The following is a 14,679-nucleotide window of genomic DNA, read 5'->3' on the forward strand; positions in this document are numbered from 1 at the left end:
GACCGAAAACGTCGGGAAATCCGGGCTCCAGGGGTTGACGAGGCTTCACGAGCGGGGCCAATCTGTCTCCCGGGCCTCGCGGATCTGAGCGAAGCGCGCTACAACCGGTACGAAACGATCAGTGCAGCGGAGCCTGGTCGTCCACCTGAGAACGTGAGGTAGAACGTGAGCACCAGACGACACCTGCCGACGGCGGGCCTGATCGCAGGCACCGCGGTGATGGCTCTCGGACTGGCCGCCTGTGGCGGCGGCACCGGGGCCGGGTCGACCGACGGCGGCGGCTCGGGCGGTAAGGCCACCACCATCAAGCTCGTCGCGGCCGAGTACTCCAAGGACCACACCAAGGCGTTCTGGGACCAGTTCGCCGCGGCCTACAAGACCAAGACGGGCAACACCCTCGAGGTCCAGATCGTCAGCTGGGACGACATCGACCAGCAGAGCTCCACGATGGTCCAGAACAACAACCCGCCGGACATCCTCAACCTCAACGCCTACGCGAGCTATGCCAAGGACGACCTGCTCTACAGCTCCGACGAGGTGCTGTCCGACTCGGTCAAGTCCGACCTGCTCGACGCGTTCGTCAAGTCCGGCACCTACAACGGCAAGATGTACGGCATGCCCGACCTCAGCTCGGCGCGGGCGATGTTCTACAACAAGACCCTGTTCAAGGAGGCCGGGATCGCCGCGCCGCCGAAGACCTGGGCCGAGTTCGAGGCCGACGCCCAGAAGATCAAGGACCTCGGCAAGGGCAACATCGGCTACGGGCTCCCGCTCGGGCCGGAGGAGGCCCAGGGCGAGTTCTCGATCTGGCTGTTCAACAACGGCGGCGACTGGAAGAAGGACGGCAAGTGGACCGTCAACAGCGCTGAGAACGTCGAGACGCTGACCTTCCTCAAGAGCCTCGCCACCAAGGGGCTGACCCAGAACAACCCCGGCAAGACGAACCGGCAGGACGCCTTCGACCTGTTCGCGTCGGGCAAGGTCGGCATGGTCGTCGGCTTCTCGCCGCTGGCGGGGACGCTCGACAAGGACAAGAAGGTCGACTACGGCGTCGCCCCGATGCCGACCAAGGCCGACGGCGGCACGCCGCAGACCTTCGGCGTCACCGACTACCTGATGGCCTTCAAGAAGAAGGGCAACCAGGACGCGGTCAAGGCGTTCTACGACCTCTACTACCAGAAGGACCAGGTCAACCAGTTCATCAAGGCCGAGGGGTTCCTGCCGGTCACCAAGTCCGGCATCCAGGAGTTCTCCTCCGACCCCGCGCTGAAGACCTACCTCGAGACCCTGCCGAACGCGCACCTGACGCCGACGGACGACCCCACCTGGGACAAGGTGAAGCTGGCGGTGCAGCAGAACCTCGGCACCGCGGTCACGGGTGACCCGAAGGCGGTCCTCGACAAGCTCCAGCAGTCTGCCGAGAACGGCGGCTGAGCGTGACCCAGCCGATCGGCGCCGGCGCGGGTGTGGTCGGGGAACCGGCCGCGCCCGCGCCGGCACCCGCGGGTGCCGGTGACCCCGGCGCGGGCACCGGCCGATGGGGTGGCCTGCGACGACGCGGGCGGGGCGGTCGAGGTGGCCGGGTGTCCGGGTGGACCGCCCTGCTGTGGCTGGCCCCCGCGCTCGCGCTGATCCTTGGGGTCGTCGTGTGGCCGGCCGTCGAGCTGGCGCGGGCCTCGCTGTCGCGCTACTCGATCACGGGTCTGCGCAAGGGCAGCGCGGGGCTCGACAACTACCGCAACGTGCTGGCCAACGACAGCCTCGGCACGGTCCTCACCAACACGCTGGTGTGGGTCGTCGCGGTCGTGGTGCTGACCATCGTGATCAGCCTCGGGCTCGCGCAGTTCCTCACCAAGGACTTCTGGGGTCGGCGACTGGTGCGCTGGGCGGTGATCGTCCCCTGGGCGGCCTCGCTCGTGATCACCGCGCGGTTGTTCAGCCTGATCTACAGCTACTACTACGGCACCCTCAACGCGGTGCTGCTCAACCTGCACGTCATCGACACGCCCATCGACTTCATCGGCAGCGACCGGTGGATCATGCCGTCGATGGTGGCGGTCGGTGTCTTCGTGTCGATCCCGTTCACCGCCTACGTCTTCGTGGCCGGGCTCAACGCGATCCCGACCGACGTCTACGAGGCGGCCCGGATCGACGGCGCCTCGCCGTGGAAGATCTGGCGGCTGATCACGCTGCCCCTGCTGCGGCCGGCGATCCTCGTGGCGACGGTGCTCAACATGATCTACGTCTTCAACAGCTTCCCGATCATCTACACCCTCAACGAGTCCAACCCCGGTTTCAGCCACGACACGACGATTACCTTCATGTACAAGCTTGCCTTCAAGAGTGCCGAGAAGGACGTCGGTCAGTCAGCCGCCGCCGGTCTGTTCAACGTCTGCCTCATCCTCGTGGCGGTCCTGGTCTACCTGCGGGTGTCCCGCTGGCGTGAGGAGGAGTCGTGACCGCGACGACGACGAAGACGACCGGTATGCCGCGTGGCACGGCTCCGAAGGCCGCTCGCCCCGGCGGGTGGCGCGGGATCCGGCCGTGGGCGATGCCGCTGATCGGGCTCGCGGTGGCGTTCGCCTTCCTCTGGCCCTACTTGGTGATGCTGCTCGACGCCTTCCGCCCCAGCAGCGACGTGGTGCGCACGCCGCCCTCGGTGCTGCCGGACGTGTGGAAGTGGACCACGTTCACCGAGGTGCTCGGCGACGAGCGCTTCCTCAACTGGCTGCGCACCTCACTCATCGTGGCGGTGTCGTCGACCGCGATCGTCGTCGTGGTCGCCATCCCGGCGGCCTACTTCACCGCCCGGTTCAAGTTCCGCGGGCGGATGGCGTTCCTGTTCCTGGTGCTGGTCACCCAGATGTTCTCGCCCACCTCGCTCGTGGTCGGCATCTACCGGGAGTTCTTCACCGTCAACCTGGTCAACACCTACCTGGCGCTGATCCTCACGAACGCCGCGTTCAACCTGGCCTTCGCGATCTGGATCCTGCACGGGTTCTTCGCCTCCATCCCGCGCGAGCTCGAAGAGGCCTCCGAGCTCGACGGGTGCAGCCGGTTCGGGACCTTGTGGCGGGTGATGCTGCCGCTCACCCTGCCGGGGCTGGTGACCGCGACGATCTTCACCTTCATCGCGGCCTGGAACGAGTACGTCGTGGCGCTGACGCTCATGCTGGACGACGCCAAGAAGCCGCTCACCGTGGGCATCAACTCCTACGTCACCGGCTACGAGCAGAACTGGGACCAGCTGTTCGGCGCCTCGATCATCGCGATCGTGCCCGTCGTGATCCTGTTCGCCGTCATCGAGAAGCACCTGGTCGGAGGGCTCACCTCAGGAGCCGTCAAGTGAGCGAGCCGGACGGCCGCGGTATGGACCGCGGGGCCCGGTGGAGTGCGCTGCTCGACCTGCTGGCCCAGCACGGCCGGCTCAGTGTGGCCCAGGTGGTCGAGTCGCTCGGGGTGTCGGAGGCCACGGTCCGCCGCGACTTCGGTGACCTGGCGGCCCAGCAGCTGGTCACCCGCACCCACGGCGGGGTGGTCGCCAGCGCCGTGGCCTACGACCTGCCCGCCCGCTACAAACAGGCTGGGAGCGACAGCGCGAAGGAGCGGGTCGCGACGTTCGCAGCCGACCTGGTGGCGGAGGGCTCGGTCGTGGGCTTCAACGGTGGCACCACGACCAGCGCCACCGCCCGGCGGCTGGCGGCGCGATCCGACCTCGCCGCGTCATCCAGGCGCCCGTCGATCACGGTCGTGACCAACGCGCTCAACATCGCCACCGAGATGGTGCTGCGGCCCTTCATCCGCTGCGTCTCGCTGGGCGGGGTCGCCCGGCCCGAGTCCTACGAGCTGTCGGGTCCGCTGGCCTCGATGGTGCTCGGCGAGCTGTGGCTCGACACCGTCGTGCTCGGAGTCGACGCGGTGTCGGCTGCAGGGGGTGCGACCTGCCAGCACGAGGGGGAGGCCGGCATCAACTCGATCATGGTGCAGCGCGCCGACCGGGTCATCGTCGTGGCCACCGGCGACAAGGTGGGACGTCGAGCCTTCGCGCGGATCTGCCCTTCGGAGCGGATCCAGGTGCTGGTCACCGACTCGTCCGCGCCGGCCGATGCGCTCGGCGACCTGCGGGCGGCCGGCGTCACGGTCGAGGTGGTCTGAGGGTGCGGGCCCCGCTGGTCGCCGCCGTGGACGTCGGCGGCACCCGGGTCAAGGCCGCCCTCGTCGACCCGGCCGGTCGCGAGGTCGTGTCCCTGACCGACCCGACACCGGCCGGCCTGGGCGCACCCGGCGCGCTGGTGGGTGTCGTGGTGGCCGCGGTCGAGGCGTTGCGCAGCCGGGCCACCGACGGCGGCGAACCGGTCGAGGTGTCGGCGTGCGGGGTGGTGGTGCCCGGCATCGTCGACGACGCGGCTGGTGTCGCGCGGTGGTCGGCCAACCTCGGGTGGCGCGATCTGCCGGTGGTGGAGCCGCTCGCCAGTGCGCTGGGCGTGCCCGTGGCACTGGGTCACGACGTCAGGGCCGGGCTCGTGGCGGAAGCCAGGTTCGGTGCGGCGCAAGGGTTCTCGAACGTGCTGTTCATGCCCATCGGCACCGGGATCGCCGGCGCGCTGATGCTCGACGGGCACGTGGTGGTCGCCGACGGCTGGAGCGGTGAGCTCGGCCACGTCGTGGTCGTGCCTGACGGACCGCCGTGCGGTTGCGGTGCCAGCGGGTGCCTCGAAGCAGTCGCGTCCGCGGCGGCCATCGAACGGGCGTATGCCGCCGCGTCGGGTCAGCGACGCGCGGGCGAGGCCATCGCGGCCCTGGTGGCCGAGGGTGACGAGGTCGCCAGCAGGGTCTGGGCGACAGCGGTGGACGCGCTCGCCCGCGCAGTGGTGCTGACCACGACGCTCACCGGGGTCAGCCGGGTGCTGGTCGGCGGCGGGCTGGCCCACGCTGGTGACGTGCTCCTCGGGCCGCTGCGCGACGCCGTGGCGGCCTCGCTCACCTTCCAGCGGCGGCCCACCATCGCCGAGGCGGCGCTCGGCGACCGCGCTGGTTGCCTGGGTGCCGCCTGCCTCGCCTTCGACCTCGCCTGACCCAGGTCTTTGAAGGGTTGACCACACCCTGGCGTGGTCAACCCTTCAAACTCTGCCGACCACGCGGCATACCCTCGGGGCATGAGTGACCTGCAGTGCGCTGCCACGCTCCTGATCGCCCGCCACGGGGACGCGGAGTACGGGCACCCTTCGGTGCTCTCGGACGAGGGGGGCTGGCTCTCGGCGAAGGGGATCGACCAGACCCTCACCCTCGCCCAGTCGCTGGCCGACCGGCGGGTGGCTGCCGTGCGCACCAGCGTCCTGGGGCGCGCGGTGCAGTCGGGCGCCGTCGCGGCCGAAGTGCTCGGCGTGAACGCGGAGGCGGTCGAGGGGCTCGAGGAGTTCTCGGTCGGCGCGCTCGCGGGACGGCCGCACGACGACCCCGAGCTGCAGTCGATCTTCATGGCCTGGGTGCACGGCGACCTGCGGCGCCGGATCCCCGGCGGGGTGAACGGCGAGGAGGTGCTCGGTGCCTACCGCGAGGCGCTCCAGTCGATCGCCGACCAGTTTCGGGGCGAGACCGTGCTGGTCTTCTCGCACGGCGGTGTGATGTCGTTCGTGCTGCCCCGCATCGCCGGCAACCTGCGCGACGACCTCGCGGCCGCGAAGTTCCTGCCCAACTGCGCTGTCGCGGAGGTGGCCGTGGACGGCGACGGGTTCGAGGTGCGCAGCTGGCCGGGGTCGACCGACCGCACCGTCGTGTGAACGCGTCGCTATCTCATGCAAAAGGCGAGTTAGCGCCGTCCCGGGCAGTCGGTAACTCGCCTTTTGCATGAGATACCGACGCTGGGAGCGGGTCAGAAGAGGCGGTGCTCGCTGTTGTCGATGCCCTTGAGCGCGTCGTAGTCGAGGGTCACGCAGCGGATGCCGCGGTCGGTGGCGAGCGTGCGGGCCTGCGGCTTGATCTCCTGGGCGGCGAAGACGCCGGTGACGGGGGACAGGTGCGGGTCCCGGTTCATCAGCTCGAGGTATCGGGTCAGCTGTTCGACGCCGTCGATGTCACCGCGCCGCTTGATCTCCACGGCGACCGACCCCCCAGCCGCGTCCCGGCACAGGATGTCGACGGGGCCGATCGCCGTCATGTACTCGCGCCGGACCAGGCTCCAGCCGTCGCCGAGGGTGTGGATGTGCTCGGCGAGCAGCTTCTGGAGGTGGGCCTCCACGCCGTCCTTCACCAGCCCCGGGTCCACGCCGAGCTCGTGGGACGAGTCGTGCAGCACCTCGTGGATGAGCACCCGCAGCCGATCCTCCGACTTGGCGTGCTGCACCAGCCAGACGGTGGTGACGCCGTCAGCGACCTCGTGGTCCTCCGGCGAGACCTCGGCCATCGCACAGGGGGGAGACATCCAGTTGAGTGGCTTGTAGGAGCCGCCGTCGCTGTGCACCAGCACCGACCCGTCGGCCTTGACGAGGAGCAGCCTCGTCGCGAGGGGGAGGTGGGCCGTCAGCCGTCCCTCGTAGTCCACCGCACACTTCGCTATCACCAGCCGCACGAGGGGTCACTCTACGGGGAGGGAACCGTTGCGTCGTGCGGGGTCCGTGGCGCACACTCGGAGCACAGAGGTGAGCTGGTATGCCAAACGTCGCGGGCAACGTCGCCGGTCTCGTCCTCGTGATCGGCACACTCGTGAGCGGGGTGCGTTGGCTCACCACCGGCCGGCCACCGCGGATCCTGCGTCCGGCGATCAGGAGGCTCCAGGCACGGCGCGATCTGCGGCGCCCCGTGCCCGAGCCGATCCCCCCGATCCTGCTCGCGATGGAGCTCAGCCGGTTGGCCGCCCACATCCGGCGGGTCGAGGCCGGTGACCAGCCCCGCAAGGCCGAGCGACTGATGGCGGCCCGGCTCGCCTACGACCACGCCCTGCGTGACTACTGCCGGGCCGTCGACATCCCGGTGCCCACGGCGATCTTCGGCCTCTCCCGCGAACAGCGGTTCCACATGGAGTCGGCCCTGATCGGCGCCGGTCACGACTGGTGAGGCGCGCCGCCGCTCCCGCACCTGGTGGGCGGGCAGGGTGGTGACCGTCACGCTGCCCGGGGGTCCACTCGGCATACCGGCTCTGCCAGACTTCGCCGCATGGCTCGGGAGTTCAGCAAGGTCGGAGTGATCGGTCTCGGCACCATGGGTGCCGGCATCGTCGAGGTGTTCGCGCGCAACGGCATCGATGTCGTGGCCGTCGAGGTGGACCAGGCGGCGGTGGACAAGGGCCGCGGGGTGCTGGAGCACTCCACCGGGCGCGCCGTCAGCCGCGGCAAGCTGAGCGAGGAGGAGCAGGCGGCGCTGCACGCCCGCGTGCACTTCACCCCGAGCCTCGACGAGCTCGCCGACTGCCAGCTGGTCGTCGAGGCGGTGCCCGAACAGCTCGACCTCAAGAAGGAGCTCTTCGGCAAGCTCGACACGATCGTCGGGCCGGACGCAATCCTGGCCACCAACACCTCGTCGCTGTCCGTCACCGAGATCGCGGTCGCCACCGGCAACCCGAAGCGGGTCGTCGGCATGCACTTCTTCAACCCCGCCCCGGTCCTGCAGTTCGTCGAGGTCATCCGCACCGTCGTCACCGAGGACGAGGTGTTCGAGGACGTCAAGGCGCTCGCCCAGCAGCTCGGCAAGCAGCCGGTCATCGTCGGCGACAAGGCCGGCTTCATCGCCAACGCCCTCTTGTTCGGCTACCTCAACCACGCCGTCTCGATGTACGAGTCGCGCTACGCCAGTCGTGAGGACATCGACGCGGCAATGCGGCTCGGCTGCGGCTACCCGATGGGCCCGCTGGCGCTGATGGACCTGATCGGTCTCGACACCGCCTACGAGATCCTCGACACGATGTACAAGCAGGGGCGCGACCGACTGCACGCGCCGAGCCCGGTCATCAAGCAGATGGTCAGCGCGGGGCTCAAGGGCCGCAAGAGCGGCCGCGGGTTCTACACCTACGCCGAGCCCGGCAGCAGCCAGGTCGTGGACGACGCCCTCACCCCGCGCCCCGCCGGCGAGGCCGCGGCCTCCCTGCGTGCGATCCGCACGGTCGGCGTCGTGGGCTCCGGCACGATGGCGACCGGCATCATCGAGGTCTTCGCCAAGGCCGGCCTCGACGTCACCTACGTCACCCGCAGCCAGGCCAAGGTCGACGCCGTCACGTCAGGCGTCACCAAGTCGCTCGAGAAGGCCGTCCAGCGCGGCAAGCTCTCACAGGAGGACCGCGAGGCGGCGCTCGGCCACCTCACCGGCACCACCTCGCTGGACGCCCTCGCGACCGTCGACCTCGTGGTCGAGGCCGTGGTCGAGGACCTGGCCGTCAAGCGCGCGCTCTTCGAGAACCTCGACGAGATCTGCAAGCCCGGCGCGATCCTGGCGACCACCACCTCGTCGCTGCCCGTCGTCGACTGCGCCGCCGCCACGTCACGTCCCCAGGACGTCATCGGCATGCACTTCTTCAACCCCGCGCAGGTCATGCAGCTGGTCGAGGTGGTGCACACCGTCTCGACCGCGGCCGAGGTCGTCGCCACGGTGCAGGACCTCTGCGCCAAGGTCGGCAAGCACGCCGTGACCTGCGGCGACCGGTCGGGCTTCATCGTGAACGCGCTGCTCTTCCCCTACCTCAACGACGCGGTGAAGATGCTCAGTGCCAACTACGCCACGGCCGACGACATCGACACCGCGATGAAGACCGGCTGTGGCCTGCCGATGGGGCCGTTCGAGCTGCTCGACGTGGTCGGGAACGACGTCTCGCTGGCGATCCAGCGCGAGCTCTACCTCGAGTTCCGCGAGCCCGGGTTCGCACCCGCGCCGCTGTTGGAGCACATGGTCACCGCCGGCTACCTGGGCCGCAAGACCGGCCGCGGCTTCCGCACCTACGCCTGAGACCATGGGCGCATGCCCCGCGCCAACCGTCGTCGCCGTGACGACACCCCGCTGAACTTCGACCGCGCGGTCGGTGGCACCGCGCGGCGCGAGTCGTATGCCGGGGGCGAGTGGTTCGTGCGCCGCGTCACCGGCAGCGGGGCGAGCCGCGCGTACCTGTGCCCCGGGTGCCAGCAGGACATCCCGGTCGGCACGCCCCACGTGGTCGCCTGGCCCGCCGACGGGATCGGCGGGCTCGACGAGCGCCGGCACTGGCACACCCCGTGCTGGGAGGCGCGCGAGCGACGCACCTCCCGCGGCTCCTACCGCTGACTGCTGACTGCTGACTGTTGGCGTCCCTCGCCACGACGTGGCGTGGTCTCCGCGGACCGTCAGTGGCGGCGCTGGCGGGGGATGAGCACCTCTTCGTAGAGGAGGAGCAGGCCCGCGGCGACCGGGATGGCGAGGAGGGCGCCGAGCACCCCCAGCAGGGTGCCGCCGGCGAGGGCGGCGACGACGGTGACCGCGCCGGGCACCGAGACGGTGCGCTGCATGATCCGCGGCGCCACGACGTAGTTCTCGAGCTGCTGGTAGATCACGTAGTAGATGAGGGCGATGATCGCCTTCTTCGGCTCGTCGAAGATCGCGACCAGGCACACGAGCGCCGCCCCGATCGTCGCACCCACCATGGGGATGAGGCCGAGGAAGCCGACGGCGACAGCGAGCACCGCGGCATACGGGATGCCGACGATCATCATCATGATCCACGAGCAGATGGCGTTGATCGTCGCCACGGCGACCTGGCCGATGGCGTAGGAGCCGGTGCGCCGCATGATCTCCTCGGACAGCGACTCGACGCGAGGGCGGCGCGAGGCGGGCACCATGGCGTAGGCGGCCTGCTTGACCCGCGGGAGGGATGCGAGCAGGAACAGCGTCAGCACGAGCACGGTGAAAGCCTGGAAGATCCCGCCGATGACCGCGGCACCCACGCCGAGGACGCCGCCGAAGACCTGCCCGACGAAGGAGCCGTCGCTGATCCGCTTGGTGAACTCCGCCTGGATCTTGTCGACCACGTCGTAGTGCTGGTCGAGGTCCTTGACGAAGCGGCTGCCCAAGATCTGGTCGAGGTAGTCGGGCGCCTTCTGGGCCAGGTCGGTGCCTTGCGAGATGACCGGCGGCACGACGACCAGCCCGAGCAGCGTGAAGACCGCCACGACCCCGGCGAAGACCAGCGCGACGGCCCCGCCGCGGCGCAGGCCCTGCCGGGTCAGGAACTCGACGAGCGGGTTGAGCGTGAGGGCCAGGAAGAAGGCGACGACGACCAGGGTGAGGACCGTGGTCAGCCGCCCGAGCGTGTTCCAGAGCAGCAGCGCCGCCAGCACCCCGATGGCGCCGACGAAGCCCACGTAGAAGGGCGACTGGCGGTTGAGGGGACGACCGGCTCGACCGTACCGGCGGCCGTCGTCGGACGAGTCGCTGCCGGAGCCGACCCGGTCGGGGCCGTCGTCGGGGCGGTGTCCCTCGGAGCCCGGGTTCGTCGCCAGCGCTTCACCAGCCTGCTCGCCGGGCTCGTCGCCGTCGCCGTCGCCGGCGGTGCGTCGGGAGGGCAGCAGGTCGGACAGCAGCTCACCCAGCTCGCTGCTGTGCTCGCGCTGCTGGTGGGGGTGGTTGCTGGCGTCCAGCGCGTCCCGCTGGGTGCGCCGGAACTCTCTCCACCGGTCGAGCACTGACATGCGACGACCCTATGGCACCAGAGGGTGCTCAGCCCGTGAAGGCGCAGGTCAGGCGTTGCGCCAGCGGCAGGTCAGGCAGGTCAGGCGTTGCGGAAGCGGTTGATCTGCGACAGCAGTCCGGCGCGCTTGTCCTCGTCCGTCACACCCAGGCCGACCTCCGGCGCGAGGGTCAGCACGCCGACCTTGCCCTGGTGGGCGTTGCGGTGAACGTCGAGGGCGGCCTGGCCCACCTCGTCCATCGCGTAGGTCTTGGAGAGGGTCGGCTGGATGAGGCCGCGGTTGATCAGCTCGTTGGCCTCCCATGCCTCGCGGTAGTTCGCGAAGTGGCTGGAGACGATCCGCTTGAGGTTCATCCACAGGTAGCGGTTGTCGTACTCGTGCAGGTAGCCGGAGGTCGAGGCGCAGGTCACGATCGTGCCGCCCTTGCGCGCCACGTAGACGCTGGCGCCGAAGGTCTCCCGGCCGGGGTGCTCGAACACGATGTCGACGTCGTAGCCACCGGTCAGCTCGCGGATCTTCTTGCCGAGCCGCTGCCACTCGCGGGGGTCCTGCGCGGTGTTGTCGTCGTTCCAGAAGCGGTAGCCCTCGGCGCTGCGGTCGATGATCAGCTCGGCGCCCATGTCGCGGCAGATCTCGGCCTTCTCGGGGGAGGAGACGACGCAGATCGGCGTGGCGCCGCCCGCGAGCGCCATCTGGGTCGCGTAGGACCCGAGGCCGCCGGAGGCGCCCCAGATGAGGACGCGGTCGCCGAGCTTCATGGCCGCACCGTTCTTGGACACCAGCTGCCGGTATGCCGTGCTGTTCACCAGCCCGGGCGAGGCCGCCTCCTCCCACGACAGGTGCGCGGGCTTGGGCATCAGCTGGTTGGACTTCACGATGGCCAGCTCGGCGAGGCCGCCGAAGTTGGTCTCGAAGCCCCAGATCCGCTGCTGCGGGTCGAGCATCGTGTCGTTGTGGCCCTCGGCGTCCTCGAGCTCGACCGAGAGGCAGTGCGCCACGACCTCCTGGCCGGGCGTCCACTTCGTCACACCGGGACCGGTGCGGAGCACGACGCCGGCGAGGTCGGACCCGACCACGTGGTAGGGCAGGTCGTGCCGCTTGGCGAACTCGGAGGTGCGGCCGTAGCGCTCCAGGAAGCCGAACGTCGAGACCGGCTCGAAGATGGAGGTCCAGACGGTGTTGTAGTTGATCGCGCTGGCCATCACGGCGACCAGGGCCTCGCCCGGTGCGAGCTCCGGGACCGGCACCTCGTCCACGTGCAAGGACTTGCGGGGGTCCTTGTCCTTGCTGTCCAGGCCCTCGAACATCCCCACCTCGTCCTTGTGCACCGTCACGGCGCGGTAGGTCTCGGGGATGGACAACCCGGCATACGTCTCACGGGTGCGGTCCCCGGAGAGGATGGCGTCGCGGATTTCCTTCATCGGTTGTGGCTCCTCGGCGTCGTCGGCACGGCTGCAGCCGAAACTACTGCTGGGTAAGGCGATCCGGTCGCAGGTGAGACTCCGGTCACGCGGTGACCTACCTCACCCGCGCCCGTGGTCGCCACCGTCGCGCACCACCGGTATGCCGTGCGGCCGGACGGCGTGTGCCGGGTGCTCAGTGCGTCTCGTGGGCGGGCTGGACCAGCTCGACGAGGATGCCGCCGGCGTCCTTGGGGTGGATGAAGTTGACGCGGGAGTTGGAGGTGCCCCGCCGCGGCTCGTCGTAGAGCAGGCGCAGGCCGTGGTCGCGGAGCACCTGGCTGACGGCTTCGACGTCCTCGACCCGGTAGGCAACCTGCTGCACGCCCGGTCCGGAGCGGTCGAGGAACTTGGCGATGGTCGACTCGGGGGACAGGGGTGCGAGCAGCTGGATGTGCGACCCGCTGCCGCCCACGGCCATCATCGCCTCGCGCACGCCCTGCTCCTCGTTGACCTCCTCGTGGGCCAGCGCCATGCCGTAGGTGTCCCGGTAGAAGGCGATCGCCTCGTCGAGGTCACGGACCGCGACGCCCACGTGGTCGATGGCGGAGAAGAGTTCGGTCGGGAGGTGGCTCATGGCCACCACCGTAGGCACGCAGCGGCGGCCCCGACAGGGGGAGAGCATGTGGTGCTGCCCACCCAGCGGGGGCCGCGGCGGTGGCCCCTAGACTGGCGCCCATGTCCGCACTGTCCAGGGACGACGTCGCGCACCTCGCCGGCCTCGCCCGCATCGACCTGTCCGACGTGGAGCTCGACCGCATGGTCGGCGAGCTGGGCGTCATCCTCGAGTCCGTCGCCAAGGTCCAGGAGGTCGCTGCCGACGACATCGAGCCGATGTCGCACCCGCTCCCGCTGACCAACGTCACCCGGCCCGACGAGGTCCGGCCCTCCCTCGGGGCCGAGGCGGCCCTGGCCGGCGCCCCGGAGCAGGAGCAGCAGCGCTTCTCCGTCCCGCGCATCCTCGACGAGGACTGAGCAGGCGCGCTCCGCGCGCCGCCCGTGACAGAACCCCCGCGCCACCACCCTGCGCCAGAACCTGAGACCAAGGATCACCACTCGTGAGCACCGACATCACCCGCTCCAGCGCTGCCGAGCTGGCGCACGCCCTCGACTCCCGTGAGCTCAGCTCCGTCGAGGTCGTCCAGGCACACCTCGACCGGATCGCCGCCGTCGACGCCGACGTGCACGCCTTCCTCCACGTCGACGGCGAGGGCGCGCTGGCCGCAGCCCGCTCGGTCGACGAGCGCCGCGCAGCGGGGGAGGAGCTGCACGTCCTCGCCGGCGTGCCGATCGCGGTCAAGGACGTGATGGCCACCCAGGGCCTCCCGACGACCTGCGGCTCGAAGATCCTCGAGGGCTGGATCCCGCCCTACGACGCGACACTGGTGACCCGGCTCCGCGCCGCCGGCATGCCGATCCTCGGCAAGACCAACATGGACGAGTTCGCGATGGGCTCCTCCACCGAGCACTCGGCCTACGGCCCCACGCACAACCCCTGGGACCTCACCCGCATCCCCGGCGGGTCGGGAGGTGGCTCCTCGGCCGTCGTCGCGGCATACGAGGCGCCGCTGGCCATCGGCACGGACACCGGCGGCTCGATCCGCCAGCCGGCCGCCGTCACCGGCACGGTCGGCGTCAAGCCGACCTACGGCGGGGTCTCCCGCTACGGCCTCGTGGCGCTGGCCTCCAGCCTCGACCAGGCCGGCCCGTGCACCCGCACCGTCCTCGACGCGGCCCTGCTCCACTCCGTCATCGGTGGCTTCGACCCGATGGACTCTACGTCGATCGACGCGCCGGTGCCGCCGGTCGTCGAGGCGGCCCGCCGGGCCGACGTCAAGGGACTCAAGGTCGGCGTCATCAAGGAGCTCGGTGGCGAGGGCTACCAGGCGGGGGTGCGGGCGCGCTTCGACGAGTCGGTGGCCCTGCTCCAGGAGGCGGGCGCCGAGGTCGTCGAGGTCTCCTGCCCGAGCTTCGACTACGCGCTCGCGGCCTACTACCTGATCCTCCCGAGCGAGGCGTCGTCCAACCTCGCCAAGTTCGACGCCATGCGCTACGGCCTCCGCGTGCTGCCCGAGGGGGTCGACGACCCGAGCGCCGAGCAGGTCATGGCGGCCACCCGCGACGCGGGTTTCGGCGACGAGGTGAAGCGCCGCATCATCCTGGGCACCTACGCGCTGTCCAGCGGCTACTACGACGCCTACTACGGCCAGGCCCAGAAGGTGCGTCGCCTGATCGCGAACGACTTCGCCAAGGCGTTCGACCAGGTCGACGTCCTGGTCAGCCCGACCTCGCCCACCACCGCGTTCCGGATGGGCGACAAGCTCGACGACCCGATGTCGATGTACCTCCAGGACGTCGCGACGATCCCCGCGAACCTCGCCGGGGTGCCGGGCATGTCCCTGCCCAGCGGCCTCGCCGACGAGGACGGCCTCCCCACCGGCATCCAGATCCTGGCGCCGGCCACGCAGGACCAGCGCCTCTACGGAGTCGGTGCGGCGCTCGAGAGGATGCTGCTGGACCGATGGGGTGCGCCGCTGCTGGCCAAGGCCCCCGAGCTGACCGCGAAGGGAGCCTGA

At 70.1% G+C, this 14,679-nt stretch carries 15 protein-coding genes; 11 read left to right on the plus strand and 4 right to left on the minus strand.

Annotated features, from left to right (window positions below):
- The first annotated feature begins 165 nt into the window (after positions 1 to 165).
- The 6 genes from BLQ34_RS01450 (at position 166) to BLQ34_RS01475 (ending at position 5,780) form a co-directional block, all read left to right on the plus strand.
- Positions 166 to 1,434: an extracellular solute-binding protein gene (locus tag BLQ34_RS01450; RefSeq protein WP_231961389.1), complete on the plus strand. Its 1,269-nt coding sequence runs from the start codon at positions 166 to 168 to the stop codon at positions 1,432 to 1,434.
- A gap of 2 nt (positions 1,435 to 1,436) precedes the next feature.
- Positions 1,437 to 2,459 carry a carbohydrate ABC transporter permease gene (locus BLQ34_RS01455; protein WP_231961390.1) on the plus strand — a complete coding sequence of 341 codons (1,023 nt, stop codon included), beginning with the start codon at positions 1,437 to 1,439 and terminating at the stop codon, positions 2,457 to 2,459.
- Positions 2,456 to 3,349 (plus strand): carbohydrate ABC transporter permease, encoded by an 894-nt coding sequence (locus BLQ34_RS01460; protein ID WP_231961391.1) that lies wholly within the window; start codon positions 2,456 to 2,458, stop codon positions 3,347 to 3,349. The genes BLQ34_RS01455 and BLQ34_RS01460 overlap by 4 nt, the downstream gene beginning before the upstream one ends.
- Positions 3,346 to 4,155, plus strand: a complete 810-nt coding sequence (locus BLQ34_RS01465; protein WP_231961392.1) for a DeoR/GlpR family DNA-binding transcription regulator — start codon at positions 3,346 to 3,348, stop codon at positions 4,153 to 4,155. The genes BLQ34_RS01460 and BLQ34_RS01465 overlap by 4 nt, the downstream gene beginning before the upstream one ends.
- 2 nt (positions 4,156 to 4,157) lie before the next feature.
- Positions 4,158 to 5,075 carry an ROK family protein gene (locus BLQ34_RS01470; protein WP_091780537.1) on the plus strand — a complete coding sequence of 306 codons (918 nt, stop codon included), beginning with the start codon at positions 4,158 to 4,160 and terminating at the stop codon, positions 5,073 to 5,075.
- 81 nt (positions 5,076 to 5,156) lie between these two features.
- Complete coding sequence (locus tag BLQ34_RS01475; protein ID WP_091780539.1) at positions 5,157 to 5,780, plus strand: histidine phosphatase family protein; 624 nt, start codon at positions 5,157 to 5,159, stop codon at positions 5,778 to 5,780.
- 92 nt (positions 5,781 to 5,872) lie between these two features.
- Here BLQ34_RS01475 and nucS read toward each other — a convergent pair whose 3' ends face one another.
- Positions 5,873 to 6,568, minus strand: a complete 696-nt coding sequence (nucS, locus tag BLQ34_RS01480; RefSeq protein WP_091780541.1) for an endonuclease NucS — start codon at positions 6,566 to 6,568, stop codon at positions 5,873 to 5,875.
- An 80-nt stretch (positions 6,569 to 6,648) separates the two neighbouring features.
- Here nucS and BLQ34_RS01485 point away from each other — a divergent pair, with 80 nt between their 5' ends.
- The 3 genes from BLQ34_RS01485 to BLQ34_RS01495 all read left to right on the plus strand — a co-directional run bounded on the left by BLQ34_RS01485 (position 6,649) and on the right by BLQ34_RS01495 (position 9,243).
- Positions 6,649 to 7,053, plus strand: coding sequence for a hypothetical protein (locus BLQ34_RS01485; protein WP_091780544.1), 405 nt, complete (start codon positions 6,649 to 6,651; stop codon positions 7,051 to 7,053).
- 99 nt (positions 7,054 to 7,152) lie between these two features.
- A complete protein-coding gene (locus tag BLQ34_RS01490; RefSeq protein ID WP_091780546.1) occupies positions 7,153 to 8,931 on the plus strand; it encodes a 3-hydroxyacyl-CoA dehydrogenase family protein in 1,779 nt (592 codons plus the stop codon).
- Positions 8,932 to 8,943: 12 nt separating this feature from the next.
- The gene (locus BLQ34_RS01495) at positions 8,944 to 9,243 is read left to right on the plus strand and encodes a hypothetical protein (RefSeq protein WP_172829334.1); all 300 of its coding nucleotides are present in this window, start codon (positions 8,944 to 8,946) and stop codon (positions 9,241 to 9,243) included.
- 59 nt (positions 9,244 to 9,302) lie between these two features.
- Here the strand turns inward: BLQ34_RS01495 and BLQ34_RS01500 are convergent, their stop codons facing one another.
- The 3 genes from BLQ34_RS01500 to mce all read right to left on the minus strand — a co-directional run bounded on the left by BLQ34_RS01500 (position 9,303) and on the right by mce (position 12,680).
- Positions 9,303 to 10,643, minus strand: a complete 1,341-nt coding sequence (locus tag BLQ34_RS01500) for an AI-2E family transporter (protein WP_091780548.1) — start codon at positions 10,641 to 10,643, stop codon at positions 9,303 to 9,305.
- 80 nt (positions 10,644 to 10,723) lie between these two features.
- Positions 10,724 to 12,064, minus strand: coding sequence for a crotonyl-CoA carboxylase/reductase (gene ccrA / locus BLQ34_RS01505; protein ID WP_091780550.1), 1,341 nt, complete (start codon positions 12,062 to 12,064; stop codon positions 10,724 to 10,726).
- A 175-nt stretch (positions 12,065 to 12,239) separates the two neighbouring features.
- Positions 12,240 to 12,680 carry a methylmalonyl-CoA epimerase gene (gene mce / locus BLQ34_RS01510; RefSeq protein WP_091780552.1) on the minus strand — a complete coding sequence of 147 codons (441 nt, stop codon included), beginning with the start codon at positions 12,678 to 12,680 and terminating at the stop codon, positions 12,240 to 12,242.
- Between the two features lie 101 nt (positions 12,681 to 12,781).
- Between mce and gatC the strand changes: the two genes are divergently transcribed.
- Entirely contained in the window at positions 12,782 to 13,078 is a 297-nt protein-coding gene (gatC, locus tag BLQ34_RS01515; RefSeq protein ID WP_091780554.1) for an Asp-tRNA(Asn)/Glu-tRNA(Gln) amidotransferase subunit GatC, read from the plus strand.
- A gap of 83 nt (positions 13,079 to 13,161) precedes the next feature.
- Positions 13,162 to 14,679 (plus strand): Asp-tRNA(Asn)/Glu-tRNA(Gln) amidotransferase subunit GatA, encoded by a 1,518-nt coding sequence (gatA, locus tag BLQ34_RS01520; RefSeq protein WP_091780557.1) that lies wholly within the window; start codon positions 13,162 to 13,164, stop codon positions 14,677 to 14,679.

This window comes from Pedococcus dokdonensis (genome assembly GCF_900104525.1).
In the GTDB taxonomy this organism is placed as follows: Bacteria; Actinomycetota; Actinomycetes; order Actinomycetales; family Dermatophilaceae; genus Pedococcus; species Pedococcus dokdonensis.